The following is a 14,551-nucleotide window of genomic DNA, read 5'->3' as shown; positions in this document are numbered from 1 at the left end:
TGTGGGCTTTTTTAATCGGTAACAAACTGTACTTAAACAGAAATATTGGCAAATACGTTGTGCTATAGAACCCAGCGTTACAGAATGCGGCGCAGTAAAAAGTCGGCTTTAAGGCGACGAATTCGGGTCATGATCTTCTTCACAGGTGCAGGATAACTCTGCAAGGTATCCACTTGGCTGTAGTGATATAACCGCTGCGTATGCTCAAGAATATGCGTCTGCTCGGCTTCAAACTGAGCTTTCCAGCAGCCAATTTCATCTTGGATCAACAAACCATTCTCAAGATCCAGCGCCCAAGCTCTTGGATTCAGGTTAGAGCCGGTGATCAAATGCTTATTACCGTCGGCACTGATGCCCTTAAGGTGATAACTGTTGATGCCGTGTTTCCACAGATGGATATTCAGCTGACCATTATCAATCGCCCACTGTTGGCGTTTAGCAAACTTACGCAATGATTGCTCATACATATAGGGCAAGGCACCTATGGTTGAGAAATCCTGCTCAGGTGGAATATAAAAATCGTTAGCCGTCTTGTCGCCCACAACGATGTCGATGCGTTTGCCATTGCGCAAATGCTTAGCCAAGGCGCGCACTAAAATATACGGCGGATTAAAATAGGGCGTGCAGATAAACAGCGAGTCTTTTGACTCTTCCACCAAGGCGACAACCACTTTATTGAGCAAGTTTTTCTTGCGGCCTAGCCCAAGTAACGGCGTGATGCGATTGCCATCACGGGTTTCCTTAAACTGATATTCAGCGTCAGACAATCTCAGCTTAAAGCTGCGCATGTCCGTCTTAGGCGGCAGCACTTCTTGTTCAGCGTCTTGGGTTAACGAACACACTGCAGGATCAGCAATGATGTTTTTCTGGATCATCGCGCGCATACTGCGGGCTAATTCGGCCGACTCAATCAAGTGATAACGGTCGAAACGGTACTTATCATTTTGTTGTAAATAGATATTATTTAGACTGGCACCGCTATAGATCACCGCATCATCGATAATAAAACCCTTAAGATGCAGTACGCCCATAAATTCACGGGACTTAACGGGGACACCTAAGATATCGATGGGATGTTCGGCTTCAGCCATCACTCTGCGGTACATCAAATAGTTACCGCTATCGCCTTTATGGCCAATCAAGCCGCGTCTTGCGCGGTGAAAGTCCACTAATACTTTGACATCAAGCGCTGGATTTGCCGCTTTGGCATCCATCAACGCTTGTAATACTTCACGGCCAGCTTCGTCATCTTCTAAATACAGCGCCGCAATATAAATACTGTGCTTGGCGCTCGCGATACGAGCGAGTAATTCTGCCTTGAAACGGCATGGCGTGAGCAACCACGTTAAAGCCTCGGGTTGAACGGCTATTCCACCAAGCTTATCTAGCAAGGCATCCTCCTTTAATCATGCTGACCACCCCGATAGGAAGCACTGGGGTTCAGTGATAGAAACATCACAGCAATATGTGTTAACTCTGGATAGGCCTCTGTCACTGCCTGCCTGATCGTTTGTTCTACTTTAAGATGGATATCAGGGTCCTTAGGGAACCAGAGTAACTCAACTTGGACGAAGCGTTGATCAATTTTTCCATTTCGAAAACTGATGCTTGGGATCCAATCTAACGTGAAACTCTCTGCATTACCTTTACATATATCCGCCAATGACTGCAGTAATGTTTGGCTGAACGCTGCAACGACCGCTTGTGGTAAGCCGCGCATACTAATATGTGGCATGGTTTAGTTGTTACCTAAGAACCTAAAATCGTAAGGGGTAGAAATTACCGACTTCACCTCGTCTCGGCAAGACTTTTCTCCCAAAAGCCTCCTTAAACCTCGCGGTTTTGCTGGTAATTTGACCTCACGCGATGTAATCCCGCCGTAGCGCCACTATTTAGCTAAAAATCACATCTTTTAGGCTAGGATTACAACCACATTTAAGGGCTGTTTTTTCGGCACACATATCATGTTAAGGGCAATGTAAAAATGTGAATATTAACAGTTCGATATTAATCGGACAGTTCCTGGATTAAGTGATGTTTAACGTGACAAGCCCATACCAACCATCGCAGGTTTTACTGAAGATCCGCTAAAATGTCGGCCAAATCACAAAATAATCTTCAAACCTATTTCGTTTACCCCGAACCCAGTGATTTAGCGTAAACTAAAACGCCTATTTGCGATTAAACCAACACGATAAAAGACGAAGACCATGAACAAAAAAATTCTGCTGACGTTAGCGCTGACACTGCTGTTTGCTTGGGGTATTTTCCATTTTAAAGCTCAGTTGGGATTACTGATCCTGCCACTGTTTATCGGACTGGTATTGTTTGTTACCCTACGTTTATATCGCTTGATGGAAAAGGATGACGGCAGCAGTGAGGATTAGCCCCACATTGCATCGAACTTAACCTGCAGGCCCATGATGTTCTTAATCAAAATGGTCAATAGCTAACATGGAAACGTTACTGAAAACCACTCTGTATGCCAGCCTACTCCTAGCGGCGAGCCACAATATCGCCCGCGCTGAGCAAATCGACGCAGGAGCGATAGAGACCCGAACCACTTCGCTTAGCCAAGCGGTCAGCAAAATCAGCCCTCGTCACTCGCAAATTGCACTGCTGGCAATGGACATGTCGAGCAATCAAGTGATCTTTAGCCAACAGGCCGAGACGCTGTTTATTCCCGCCAGCACGCAAAAGTTGCTCACAGCTGTGAGTGCCATGGCCCAGCTTGGGCCTGATTTTCGTTATGTCACTGAATTATGGACGGACGCACCAATACGCAAGGGCCATATCGCCGGCAGCGCTTATCTGCGTTTTAGTGGCGATCCGACGTTCACTCAAGCCGATCTCAAGGCCATTTTTGCCAGTCTCGTGAAACAAGGCATTAATCGCATTGATGGACATCTGTATTTGCTCGGCGATAAACAAGAGCAAATGCAGGCCCCTGGTTGGGTTTGGGATGACTTAGGCATTTGTTTTGCCGCGCCAGTGTCGAGTTACATTATCAATCAAAACTGCGTCTATGGTCAGTTCAACCCCAGCACGGCCAATAAACCATCGCAGGTGAGCCTGCGCACGGGGAGTTATGGGGTAAAAGTCAGCAGCGATGCGGTATTTGATCCCAAGGCGAGTCGTGAATTTTGCCAGCTCGATTTGGTGCGACTAGGCCAAAACAACTATCATCTACGTGGTTGTTATCCGGGCGGTGAAGCGATTGGGCTGGCGATTGCGGTCAGCGATCCGTTCAAATTTGCCCAAGATAACCTCACCTCGCTGCTCAAAGGCGAGATGTCACTCGCGGGTAAAGTTAAGCTCGGCACAAGCTTGCCCAAAAAGGCGAAATTGATTGCCAGCCATAGCTCGGCGCCTCTGCCTGAATTGCTCGATACTATGCTGCTCAAGTCGGATAATTTGATTGCTGATAGCCTGTTTAAACAGCTTGGCAAAAGTTATTTCAATGCCCAAGGTAGCTTTACCAATGGCGCGGTAGCCATGCAACGGATTTTAACGGAGTTAGGCGTCGATCTGAGTAACGCTAACATTGTCGATGGTTCAGGCCTGTCACGCTATAACTTGCTCAATGCACAGCAGTTAGCGACGGTATTGGCACTCATCCATAAGGACAGTCGCTTTAGCTCGTTAATGACCAGTCTGCCGCAAGCAGGAATAAGCGGCACCTTAAGGTATCGCATGGGTTACAACAAGCCGCCGCTGAAACAGCAAATTTTTGCTAAAACAGGCTCGATGCAAGGCGTGTCTAACTTAGCGGGGTTTATCCGTTTGCCTGAGCACAGTGACACCCTGTTTGTGGTGCTTGAGAATGGCATGAGTCCCGAGCTTAAACATCAGCATAAACCATCGTTTAATGCCGAGTTTCTCAAGCAATTGATTTCAGTGCTGCAAGTGCCATCCCCCACCACAGCAGCGCTTAGTACCGCTGCTCACTCGGTCCAAGATTAAATACTGCCGAGTAGAAACAGCATGATATAAAACAAAAAAGCACTGAGTCATCAGTGCTTTTCTCGTTTTTATTTCGTTTTTATTTAAACGAATCTATCAAAGCCTTGTTAAAACAACTCTGCAGGCATAGCCATAGTGGTCGCATCACCGGCTCTGACTTGAGCGATATGGTAATCCGCTTTAGGCAGTAACTTATCAAAATAGAACTTAGCTAAATAGGCTTTCTGCTCGGCGAAAGCTTTATCTTCATGATCAGCGACTTTATCGACCATAGCCAACCAGTAGAAACCATAAAGGGTATAACCAAAGGCATCTAAAAAGTCGACCGCGCAAGCATTAATAAGCGCAGGTTGAGCGACTTTGTGCTCATTGATCGACTCAGCGACTATAACTAATGCATCTAAACGTGCGCATACTGCCGCCACTTTCACCGCATCAACGTGAGTAAATGCGCGCATTTGTGCTTTCAAGTCAGCGACAAATTCATTTAATGCGGCAAGATTATCGCCCGTGACTTTACGGCCGAGGAAATCGATGGCTTGAATGCCATTGGTGCCTTCATAAATCTGTGCGATACGGGTATCACGGACTAATTGCTCAATACCCGTTTCACGAATATAACCATGTCCACCAAAGACTTGCTGCGCCATGATCGTCGCATCAAGACCGCGATCGGTTAAAAAGGCTTTAGCGACTGGCGTTAATAAACCCACATAACGCGCTGCTTTGGCTTTAACTTCATCTTGAGCATATTTGGCCAAATCTAGCTGTTGCCCAGTAAACACAGACAAAGCACGGCCCGCTTCTGTCATCGCTCGAATGGTCAACAACATACGGCGCACATCGCCGTGGACGATAATAGGATCAGATTCACTGCCCGTCGGCGAGCCGCCAGCGGCAACGCCTTGATTACGCTCTTTAGCATAATCAGCTGCCATCTGATACGCCGCCTGAGCACTGCCCAGACCTTGTATACCAATCGCTAAACGCTCGTAGTTCATCATAGTGAACATGCATACGAGACCGCGATTGGGTTCACCAATCAAGAAACCTTGTGCATTATCAAAGTTCATCACACACGTTGCTGAACCTTTAAGGCCCATCTTGTGCTCGATAGAACCGACTGATACACCATTCGCATTCGCTAAGCTGCCATCGGTATTTACCGATATTTTAGGCACTAGGAAGAGTGAAATCCCTTTGCTATCCGGTAGCTTGGCAAGCACTAAGTGGATGACGTTTTCAGTTAAATCGTGATCGCCACCCGTAATGAAAATCTTGCTGCCCGTAATGGCATAACTACCATCATCCTGCGGTAAAGCTCGAGTGCGAATATTACGCAGATCAGAACCCGCTTGCGGCTCTGTCATATCCATAGCACCCGCCCATTCGCCGGAATATAACTTAGGCAAATAAGCTTGTTTTAATGCTTCGCTGCCGTGGGCATTGATACATAAAGCCGCACCCGCAGTTAACGAGCCATAAAGCGTAAATGCATTACAGGCACTGTAAGCCATTTCGTCGACTAAGATCCCCAGCATCTTTGGCATGCCCATGCCACCAAATTCAGGATCGCCACACAAACCAATCCAACCGCCCTGCGAATACTGTTCATAAACGGCTTTGTAGCCATCAGGAGTAATCACTTGATTATCTTGATGTACCACGCCCTGCTCATCGCCCGTCCGGTTCAGCGGATGGATCAACTGACTGCTGATCTTGGCTGCTTCTTCAAGAATGGCATTGGCCGTGTCAATATCGACCATTTCAGCAATCTCAGGCAATTGTGCCCAAGTGTTTGGGGCATCAAATACCTGTTCCAGTAGGAAACGCATATCCGTTAACGGGGCTTGATAAGGGTTCATTGGTAGACTCTTAAACGTAGGATTAAAACAGTTGTTTTAATTTATACCAGTTCACTGTAGAAAACAATCTCATTACAAATACAGCCGCGAATAATATGGAGGTACGTGAGCAAAGTATAAATTCAACCCATAAAAAACCCTTAAGCTTGAACTTAAGGGTCTCTATTTTATAAGCTTTACCACAGGATTGTCGCAGCGTTAGCTCACAGGCTTGTGCTTATTACCACATTAAATCATCGGGGATCGCATAATCGGCATAGGGATCATCTTCAACCACCACAGCTTTAGATTCATCCTGTTGCCACAGATAACCACACCACTGGGGCACCAGCAGTTTCACTCGCTCGGCTAACTTATGTGGTACTAAGTAACTCTTATCTTCATAACGTATTATGCCTAACTGCCCTTTGAGCAATTCTGCCTGCAGTTTTTCATCTATGTATAAAGAATAGATTTTATTATCAAGGGTATAGTTAAATTTCACTTCAGCATAAGCTGGGATCTTAATCGCAGACTTAGTGAACTCTGTGATTAAACCGCGCACCTGTCCACGCTCTGATGCCTCTGCAAAACGTTGCTCGTTCAGCGCTTTATCTTTTAGCGCCTGCAGACGTTTTTGATCGGCCACTTCTTGCTTAAAAGCACTGGAGCCATCATCTATTCGTGATTTTTTATCACGGCGTTTTTGGGTCTTAACGTCGCGAACCTTTTGTTTACTGGCAAGCCCTGCTTTGAGTAGCTGCTCTTGTAATGCATTAGCCATGGATCATTACCTACTTAATTTCTATAAAATCAAAGTTCTCGATTTTGAATATCAAACATCTAAAACCAAACTACATTTTTGCGGCCAATTCGCCAAGCTCTGTCATCGCAATACTGGCGCCGCCAAGTGACCAACCACCATCGACCGGCAGCACAACTCCCGTAATATAGGACGCCAATTCGGAGCCTAAGAATAACGCAGCATTAGCAATATCCTGGCCTGCGCCGTTACGTTTTAATGGAACGGATTGAGCAACCTTCTGCTGTAATGCGGCGCTGGGTGCAAGGCGATTAAAACCTTCAGTGTTTGCTATAGGGCCTGGCATAATCGAATTAATTCTCAGCCCTTCACACCCCCACTCTAACGCTAAGGTTCGCGTCAGCATATCCACGCCAGCTTTTGCCGCACACACATGCACTTGCATGGGCATAGCGATCGAAGCCTGCGGCGCCGAAATCTGGATAATATTGCCATTGGGGCGACGCAGCAAAGGATAAGCCTGCTTTAGCACTTGAAAACTGCCCAGCAAATCAATGTCCATCACCGACTTAAAACCATTAGCCGAAAGCTTTGCGGCGCTGGCAGGGAAATTCCCCGCCGCGCCGCTAATCAGCACATCGATAAAACCAAACTCAGAAGCGATTTTATCAAAACCGACTTCAAGGGCGCTAAGATCGCGCACATCAAAACTCACACCTAAATGAATACCATCAGGATTGGCCTGCTGCAGCTGCAATACCGCAGCATCAACTTTATCTTGGCTGCGACTCGCGACTGCGACATTGGCGCCAGCCTGTGCGAACGCCACTGCAATGGCGAGATTTATCCCACTGGTACCACCAACAACGACAACATTCTTACCTTGATAGTTAAACATCGTAGCATTAAACATGGGCGTTCTCCGTGAACTGTGAGATATGCACTCAGGGTGTGATTAATTATTTTATGTTGCCATTCAAGATACTATTTCAATTTTTATTAATCATATCAAGGATACCAACCAGCGATTCCAAGCTTTTTTATACAAACGACGGTCAAACCGCGATTGAGACTACTATTGAAACGTCTATGCCAATGATTGGTGAATCGCTTGCAATGCCGCTAATGGATCGGCGGCTTTGGTGATCGGACGGCCTATCACTAGGTAATCTGAGCCCGCTGCTATCGCTTGAGGTGGCGTCATCACCCGGTGTTGATCGCCAGCATCACTACCAACTGGGCGGATCCCCGGCGTCACGAGTTTGAAGTCCTTACCTAACAGTGATTTTAACGCTGTTGCTTCTTGGGCTGAACACACCACGCCGTCGAGTCCTGCTTGCTGCGTCAGTTTAGCTAAACGCTGCACATGCTCAAATGCAGGCACATTGATGCCGAGTAATTTAAGATCATCATCACTCATGGAGGTTAATACCGTCACAGCGATCAGCATAGGCGCATTGTCGCCGTATGGCAGTAAGGCCTTTTTAGCCGCTTCCATCATGGCTAAACCACCGCTGGCATGCACGTTCGTCATCCATACACCCAACTCTGCGGCAGCGGCCACGGCTTTGGCGACAGTATTGGGAATATCGTGAAATTTCAAATCGAGGAACAAATCAAAACCACGATCATGGATATCTTTCACCAATTGCGGGCCAAACAGGGTAAACATTTCTTTGCCGACTTTAAGGCGGCACATGTTGGGATCGAGTTTTTCTATCAGTTGTAAAGCGTGGTTTTTGTTATCGTAATCAAGCGCTACGAGGATAGGTTTAGTCGTCATCATCTCTCCAACAGAGTTACACTAACTATAGATATTATCTTATTTACTCGCCGTCTAAGCCTCTGATCCGCTTGATACTGCCCCAGTTTTTACAGGAAGGACAATGCCAGTAAAGTGCATGGGAAGGGAAACCACACTCTTTACAACGGTAGCTTGGACGGAATTTAATTTGTTGCTCAACGAGCTGCTCTAGCATAGTTAAACTTTGCTTGGCTTGCCCTTCCTCTGCTTGACGTAAATGCATCTGCATCAAGTGCTGAAAACCTTTCATGGTCGGATGGCGATATAGGGCATCGAGCACCATGGTCTCTGCCGCTTTAATCTCATCCAGACTTATCATGTGCTGCGCTAAGGCAACAACCACAGAAGCACCCGCGCCATCGGCCATGGCGCCCGCCAGTAACTCTTGGAAGCCTTCTTTGTCTTGTGTGTCGCGATAAACTTGTTTGGCCGTGGGGATTGCATCGGCAAAAAGCTCGATATCGGCTTTTTTCAGTTGCAGCAGCATTTGCTTGCACTGGGCATAATCTTGAATATCGAGGTATTTTTTCGCTAAGGTCAATAATGCTCGGCCGCATTGCGGATCTTGCTTCAGCGCCTGTTGCAGCAGTTTAATCTTCTGTGTATCGTCGCTGGCTTCATCGGCTAACTGGCAATAGAAATGCGCCGTTAACGGCTTTAAGACTTGCTGACGTTTACGACTTAGACGCTTAGTGATATCAATGGCTTTTTGCCACTCTTTAATCACTTGATAGATAGCAATCAGCTGAGTTTCAGATTCTTCGCTGTGATCATCTTGGCTAACCAAGTTGATAAAGATTTCTTCGGCCCTGTCGTAAAAACCCGCGGCCAGATAATCTTTACCCAGCTCCATCATAGCGATGTCGCGCTGCTCATTGGCTAAGTTTGGACGGGCAATTAAATTCTGATGGATACGAATGGAGCGGTCGACCTCGCCTCGCTTGCGGAACAGCGAACCAAGTGACAGATGGGTATCTATGGTTTCATCGTCAACATCTAGCATACTGATAAACAAATCGACGGCTTTATCCGATTCGTTCGACAGTAAGAAATTGAGGCCAGTAAAGTAGTCCCGGCTCAATTGTTTACGTTGATTGCTTTGATTCTGCCTTATGCTCCGTCGCCCCATATACCAACCGTAGGCGGCAGCAATGGGAAGCAACAGAAAGAGTATCTCAAGCATATTAGGCGTCTACATCCTGAGGGGCTTTAGCCATCACTTGGTTTAGTTTCTTTCTCGTTGTCGCTAAGCTCAATTTCAAGCGCACGATATAGTAGCTTGCAACTAACCAGCTCAAGATGAAACCAGCAAAAAAGACGATCGCTAGCACAACAGGTAAACGATATTCACCCTGTGCGACAAAATAGCTAATGGTCACCACTTGTTCGTTACGCGCGCCAAAAATCAACGCCAGAATAAATAACAGTGCCACAAGCACAGTTGCTACAAATGATTTCACGCTGCACTCCCTAAACGCGTTTCAATTTAATGATTATCCAAGAAATTCACTGAGCTGACCAGCATTGCCTTGCAATAGATACAAAAAAGCCTCCTAACGGAGGCTTTTTACTATGCGGTCAATCACACATTAACGGCGTCAACACGCTCGCGCAGTTCTTTGCCTGGCTTAAAGTGCGGGACGTATTTACCTTCCAAATCGACTGATGAACCAGTCTTTGGATTACGGCCAGTCCGCGGTGCACGATAGTGAAGCGAGAAACTACCAAAGCCACGGATCTCAATACGATCACCGCTTTCTAATGTTGTTGCCATTTGCTCCAACATTTCTTTGATTGCGCCTTCAACCTCTTTCGCCGACAGCTGCGACTGCCTGGTGGCGAGTTTTTCGATAAGTTCAGATTTCGTCATCCTAGCTATCCCCTATTATCAAGCCAAACACAGTCGCCTAATGGGGAGAGAAGTCTCCCCAAACAACAGGCGATTATTTACGAGCTGCTTTAAACGCTTCAGCCATTGCATTGCTAATAACAGCGTCATCTTGTTTGTTCAGAGTCGCCATTACTTCTTTCTCTTCAGCTTCGTCTTTCGCTTTGATTGACAGGCTGATAGAGCGGTTCTTACGGTCAACACCCATGAACTTAGCTTCGATTGCATCACCTACATTATAGACAGTAGATGCATCTTCGATACGCTCACGTGAAATGTCAGCTACACGGATGTAACCTTCAACAGTGTCAGCCAGTTCAACAGTCACACCTTTAGCATCAACAGCAGAAACAGTACCGTTTACGATAGTACCTTTCTTCTTGTCAGCCAAGTATGCGTTGAATGGATCATCTTCAGTTTGCTTAACACCTAAGCTGATGCGCTCACGCTCTGGATCTACAGACAGAACCACTGCATGGATTTCATCGCCTTTCTTGTATTCAGAAACTGCGTCTTCGCCAGTACCGTTCCAAGAAATGTCAGACAGGTGAACTAGACCATCGATACCGCCGTCAAGACCGATAAAGATACCGAAGTCAGTGATTGACTTGATCTTACCAGAAACCTTGTCGCCTTTGTTGTAACGAGTTGCGAAGTCATCCCATGGGTTGGTCTTACATTGTTTCAGACCAAGAGAAATACGACGACGCTCTTCATCGATGTCCAGAACCAGAACTTCAACTTCATCACCTAAGTTAACAACTTTAGATGGGTGAATGTTCTTGTTAGTCCAATCCATTTCAGAAACGTGAACCAGACCTTCAACGCCTTCTTCGATTTCTACGAAGCAACCGTAGTCAGTTAGGTTAGTAACGCGACCAGTTAAACGTGTGTTTTCTGGGTAGCGTTTGCTGATTTCTAACCATGGATCTTCGCCAAGTTGTTTCAGACCTAGAGACACACGAGTGCGCTCACGATCGTACTTCAGTACTTTAACGTTGATTTCATCGCCAACATTGACGATTTCTGATGGATGTTTAACACGTTTCCACGCCATATCTGTGATATGTAGCAGACCGTCAACACCACCTAAATCTACGAATGCACCGTAGTCAGTCAGGTTCTTAACGATACCCTTAACAGCTTGACCTTCTTGCAGGTTTTCTAACAGTGCATCACGCTCAGCGCTGCTTTCTGATTCGATAACTGCACGACGAGAAACAACAACGTTGTTACGCTTCTGGTCTAGCTTGATAACTTTGAATTCTAATTCTTTGTACTCTAAGTGAGCGGTGTCGCGAACTGGGCGCACGTCAACTAGAGAACCTGGTAAGAAGGCACGGATACCGTTTAATTCAACAGTGAAACCGCCTTTAACTTTACCATTGATGATACCGATTACAGTTTCAGCATCTTCATAAGCTTTTTCCAGAACGATCCAAGCTTCATGACGTTTCGCTTTTTCGCGAGACAGTTGAGTCTCACCGAAGCCGTCTTCAACAGAGTCAAGAGCTACGTCAACTTCATCACCAACAGCGATTTCTAAAACACCTTGAGCGTTTTTGAATTGTTCAGCTGGGATTGGGCTTTCAGACTTCAGACCCGCGTCAACCAGTACCATACCGTTTTTGATTGATACAACAGTACCACGAACGATAGAACCTGGACGGAATTCCAGAGTTTGAAGGGATTGTTCAAATAGATCAGCAAAAGATTCAGTCATGTTTAGGTTACTTTCTTTATTAAACCACTGTCCGTCCTAGACGTGGAGTCAGTCAAATTATCCGTATCATCCATAATACGAATACCTATCCGGTGGGCTAACTTAGTTAGTGTCGGATAATTTTTGGTTGATAAAGTTAAGCGCAAGCGCTAACACTTCATCAATACCCTTTCCGCTTGTATCGATAATGAGCGCGTCCTCGGCGGGGACTAAAGGAGCCACCGGACGATTCATATCGCGGTCATCACGTTCGATAATTTCACTTAAAAGGCGCTCGATATTAACATCGAAGCCCTTGTCCTGCAACTGATTATAGCGTCTTTGGGCACGCTCTTCAGCTGAGGCGGTTAAATATAATTTTGCCGGCGCACTTGGGAAAACCACGGTTCCCATGTCGCGACCATCGGCAATTAATCCTGGCGCCGTTTTAAAGGCCCGTTGACGACGTAATAAGGCTTCTCTCACCCGTGGAAACGCGGCGACTTTCGAAGCGGCATTCGAGCACTCTTGAGTGCGAATATCGGTGGTGACGTCTTCACCTTCCAATATCACTTGAACCGGATCTTTATCATTGCCTGTTAGAAACTTCACATCGAGATGTGCCGCTAACAGCGTGATAGATTCTTCATTTTCCAGTTCAACGTTATGATGAATTGCTGCGAGCGCAAGAACTCGGTAAATAGCACCACTATCAAGTAGTTGCCAACCTAGATGCTGAGCCAATAATTGACTAATTGTACCTTTGCCAGCACCACTTGGGCCGTCGATTGTGACTACAGGAGCCCGTTCAGACATACATTCCTCCGCAAAAAATTACCATCATCCGTGAGTTCATCAAGTGAGCCCCCGAAAATGAGCGCGCCGCATTGTACAACAAAAGACAAACAAAATCCGTGGATTTTTTATGAAGATTAGCAGCCGCGCAAATACGGCTGACTATTCTTGACATCGCTTGTTGTTACAAAAACAAAACAGAATGATTTAGCCTTGCAGACTCGCAAACTGCTTAAAGTAGTCTGGGAATGTTTTAGAAGTGCAATCAGGGTCATTAATGGTAATACCGCAATCTGCAAAGGCCAGCATCGAAAAGCACATAGCCATGCGGTGATCATTGTAGGTATCAATTTCGGCGGTGTTAATCACGGCAGGTGGGGTGATTTTAATGTAATCGTTCCCCTCTTCCACCTCGGCGCCTACTTTACGTAATTCCGTCGCCATAGCCGCTAAACGGTCGGTTTCTTTAATACGCCAGTTATAGATATTGCGAATAACCGTCGTGCCTTTAGCAAATAACGCGGCCGTTGCAATGGTCATGGCCGCATCGGGAATGTGGTTCATGTCTAAATCAACGGCCGTTAATTGAGAGCCACGGGCAATAATATAGTCATCACCCCACTCGATATCTGCGCCCATTTTTTCAAGCACATCGGCAAATTTCACATCGCCTTGAATACTTAAACGGCCCACACCGGTGACTTTGACTTCACCGCCCTTAATCGCCCCTGCGGCGAGGAAATACGATGCCGATGACGCATCACCTTCGACCAGCACTTTACCCGGTGATACATAACGCTGGCCTGCAACAATCTCAAATCGGGCATAGTCATGGTTGATGACAGTTACGCCAAATTGCGCCATCAGGGCCAGTGTAATATCAATATACGGCTTAGAAACTAACTCGCCTTTGACATGGATATTCACGCAGCCCTTTGCAAGCGGCGCCACCATCAATAGGGCGGTTAAAAATTGGCTCGATAAATCACCCGCAATCTCAACATCACCGCCATTAAGACCCGTTGCATTAATCGTCAGCGGGGGGAAACCGTCATTTTTAAGATAAACGACATTAGCACCGAGTTGCCTTAAGGCATCGACTAAGTCGCCAATCGGGCGCTCTTCCATACGCGGTTCGCCCGTGAGGGTAAATTCGCCTTGGCCAAGAGTTAAGGCGGCGCACAAGGGGCGCATTGCCGTGCCTGCATTACCTAAAAATAATTCCTGCGCAGATTCTGAGGAAATCACACCGCCTAAGCCATCGAGTTCACACACAGTATTGTTTTGCGATAAACGGTAGTTCACCCCTAACTGCTTGAGGGAGGCCAGCATGTGGCGAATATCATCTGAGTCGAGCAGATTGGTGAGCGTGGTCGTGCCTTGGGCTAAGGTGGCCAATAGTAAGGCACGATTTGAAATACTTTTTGAGCCCGGAATATTGATCTCACCGCGGACTTGCACAACAGGTTCAAGACGTAATTGCTTCATGAATAAATCTTCTTTCTCTATAGGGCGTCATCATCACGATCACGCGGACTGAATACGCAAAATGGCAACTTCACGCTACACAGCGTCAAGTTAAGATTACAAATAAAAGGAGATTGGGGCCTTGTTGGTGCTTCGTCGTTATAAAATTACCGATTGTCGCTAAGGATTCAACCGTTTTTTCGAGAAAAATGGCATTTTGGTCAGATTATTTACTGAGTTCAGTGTAAAAATAACAAAAACGCAAAATTTATGCGGTTAATTTAGGATTTAACCGTATTTTTGGCAGGCTTTTTTGCCAAGATAA

At 46.3% G+C, this 14,551-nt stretch carries 13 protein-coding genes and 1 pseudogene; 2 read left to right on the top strand and 12 right to left on the bottom strand.

All coding sequences use genetic code 11. The annotated features are described in order from the left end of the window. Window positions 1–77: 77 nt before the first annotated feature. Together pssA and Q4Q50_RS11135 are read right to left on the bottom strand one after the other, a co-directional pair. Complete coding sequence (pssA, locus tag Q4Q50_RS11140) at window positions 78–1,391, bottom strand: CDP-diacylglycerol--serine O-phosphatidyltransferase (protein ID WP_011846782.1); 1,314 nt, start codon at window positions 1,389–1,391, stop codon at window positions 78–80. Between the two features lie 11 nt (window positions 1,392–1,402). After that, entirely contained in the window at window positions 1,403–1,735 is a 333-nt protein-coding gene (locus Q4Q50_RS11135) for a DUF1904 domain-containing protein (protein ID WP_006081709.1), read from the bottom strand. A gap of 475 nt (window positions 1,736–2,210) precedes the next feature. Between Q4Q50_RS11135 and Q4Q50_RS11130 the strand changes: the two genes are divergently transcribed. Together Q4Q50_RS11130 and dacB are read left to right on the top strand one after the other, a co-directional pair. Then, complete coding sequence (locus Q4Q50_RS11130; RefSeq protein WP_006086754.1) at window positions 2,211–2,387, top strand: hypothetical protein; 177 nt, start codon at window positions 2,211–2,213, stop codon at window positions 2,385–2,387. Between the two features lie 67 nt (window positions 2,388–2,454). Further along, the gene (dacB, locus tag Q4Q50_RS11125; protein ID WP_311891699.1) at window positions 2,455–3,963 is read left to right on the top strand and encodes a D-alanyl-D-alanine carboxypeptidase/D-alanyl-D-alanine endopeptidase; all 1,509 of its coding nucleotides are present in this window, start codon (window positions 2,455–2,457) and stop codon (window positions 3,961–3,963) included. 107 nt (window positions 3,964–4,070) lie between these two features. On the opposite strand, the gene Q4Q50_RS11120 is transcribed toward dacB, so the two are convergent. The 10 genes and pseudogenes from Q4Q50_RS11120 to aroA all read right to left on the bottom strand — a co-directional run bounded on the left by Q4Q50_RS11120 (window position 4,071) and on the right by aroA (window position 14,247). Continuing rightward, window positions 4,071–5,828, bottom strand: coding sequence for an acyl-CoA dehydrogenase family protein (locus tag Q4Q50_RS11120; RefSeq protein WP_311899325.1), 1,758 nt, complete (start codon window positions 5,826–5,828; stop codon window positions 4,071–4,073). A 220-nt stretch (window positions 5,829–6,048) separates the two neighbouring features. Further along, complete coding sequence (locus tag Q4Q50_RS11115) at window positions 6,049–6,591, bottom strand: DUF2058 domain-containing protein (RefSeq protein WP_311899324.1); 543 nt, start codon at window positions 6,589–6,591, stop codon at window positions 6,049–6,051. A 70-nt stretch (window positions 6,592–6,661) separates the two neighbouring features. Next, entirely contained in the window at window positions 6,662–7,483 is an 822-nt protein-coding gene (locus Q4Q50_RS11110) for an SDR family oxidoreductase (protein ID WP_311899322.1), read from the bottom strand. 174 nt (window positions 7,484–7,657) lie between these two features. After that, window positions 7,658–8,353: an orotidine-5'-phosphate decarboxylase gene (gene pyrF, locus Q4Q50_RS11105; RefSeq protein ID WP_311899320.1), complete on the bottom strand. Its 696-nt coding sequence runs from the start codon at window positions 8,351–8,353 to the stop codon at window positions 7,658–7,660. Between the two features lie 43 nt (window positions 8,354–8,396). Then, window positions 8,397–9,557 (bottom strand): lipopolysaccharide assembly protein LapB, encoded by a 1,161-nt coding sequence (gene lapB / locus Q4Q50_RS11100; RefSeq protein WP_311899318.1) that lies wholly within the window; start codon window positions 9,555–9,557, stop codon window positions 8,397–8,399. 1 nt (window position 9,558) lies between these two features. Beyond that, a complete protein-coding gene (locus tag Q4Q50_RS11095) occupies window positions 9,559–9,834 on the bottom strand; it encodes a LapA family protein (protein WP_006081717.1) in 276 nt (91 codons plus the stop codon). Between the two features lie 122 nt (window positions 9,835–9,956). Beyond that, window positions 9,957–10,244: an integration host factor subunit beta gene (ihfB, locus tag Q4Q50_RS11090; RefSeq protein WP_006081718.1), complete on the bottom strand. Its 288-nt coding sequence runs from the start codon at window positions 10,242–10,244 to the stop codon at window positions 9,957–9,959. A gap of 73 nt (window positions 10,245–10,317) precedes the next feature. Beyond that, window positions 10,318–11,988, bottom strand: a pseudogene (gene rpsA, locus Q4Q50_RS11085) (30S ribosomal protein S1); the annotation flags it as partial. A gap of 99 nt (window positions 11,989–12,087) precedes the next feature. Further along, window positions 12,088–12,780 carry a (d)CMP kinase gene (cmk, locus tag Q4Q50_RS11080; protein WP_300478174.1) on the bottom strand — a complete coding sequence of 231 codons (693 nt, stop codon included), beginning with the start codon at window positions 12,778–12,780 and terminating at the stop codon, window positions 12,088–12,090. A 186-nt stretch (window positions 12,781–12,966) separates the two neighbouring features. Then, entirely contained in the window at window positions 12,967–14,247 is a 1,281-nt protein-coding gene (aroA, locus tag Q4Q50_RS11075) for a 3-phosphoshikimate 1-carboxyvinyltransferase (RefSeq protein ID WP_311899316.1), read from the bottom strand. Window positions 14,248–14,551 lie beyond the last annotated feature (304 nt).

This window comes from Shewanella scandinavica (assembly GCF_031932065.1).
Lineage (GTDB): Bacteria > Pseudomonadota > Gammaproteobacteria > Enterobacterales > Shewanellaceae > Shewanella > Shewanella baltica.
The sequence above is the reverse complement of the archived record's forward strand: the minus strand, read 5'-3'. Positions and strand labels throughout refer to the sequence as shown.

Excerpts from the sequence above, each read along its gene's own strand:
- Q4Q50_RS11110 (WP_311899322.1), bottom strand. The coding sequence starts at position 7,483 with ATGTTTAATGCTACGATGTTTAACTATCAAGGTAAGAATGTTGTCGTT.
- Q4Q50_RS11120 (WP_311899325.1), bottom strand. The coding sequence starts at position 5,828 with ATGAACCCTTATCAAGCCCCGTTAACGGATATGCGTTTCCTACTGGAA.
- Q4Q50_RS11135 (WP_006081709.1), bottom strand. The coding sequence starts at position 1,735 with ATGCCACATATTAGTATGCGCGGCTTACCACAAGCGGTCGTTGCAGCG.
- Q4Q50_RS11115 (WP_311899324.1), bottom strand. The coding sequence starts at position 6,591 with ATGGCTAATGCATTACAAGAGCAGCTACTCAAAGCAGGGCTTGCCAGT.
- Q4Q50_RS11130 (WP_006086754.1), top strand. The coding sequence starts at position 2,211 with ATGAACAAAAAAATTCTGCTGACGTTAGCGCTGACACTGCTGTTTGCT.
- ihfB (WP_006081718.1), bottom strand. The coding sequence starts at position 10,244 with ATGACGAAATCTGAACTTATCGAAAAACTCGCCACCAGGCAGTCGCAG.
- cmk (WP_300478174.1), bottom strand. The coding sequence starts at position 12,780 with ATGTCTGAACGGGCTCCTGTAGTCACAATCGACGGCCCAAGTGGTGCT.
- lapB (WP_311899318.1), bottom strand. The coding sequence starts at position 9,557 with ATGCTTGAGATACTCTTTCTGTTGCTTCCCATTGCTGCCGCCTACGGT.
- aroA (WP_311899316.1), bottom strand. The coding sequence starts at position 14,247 with ATGAAGCAATTACGTCTTGAACCTGTTGTGCAAGTCCGCGGTGAGATC.
- dacB (WP_311891699.1), top strand. The coding sequence starts at position 2,455 with ATGGAAACGTTACTGAAAACCACTCTGTATGCCAGCCTACTCCTAGCG.
- pyrF (WP_311899320.1), bottom strand. The coding sequence starts at position 8,353 with ATGACGACTAAACCTATCCTCGTAGCGCTTGATTACGATAACAAAAAC.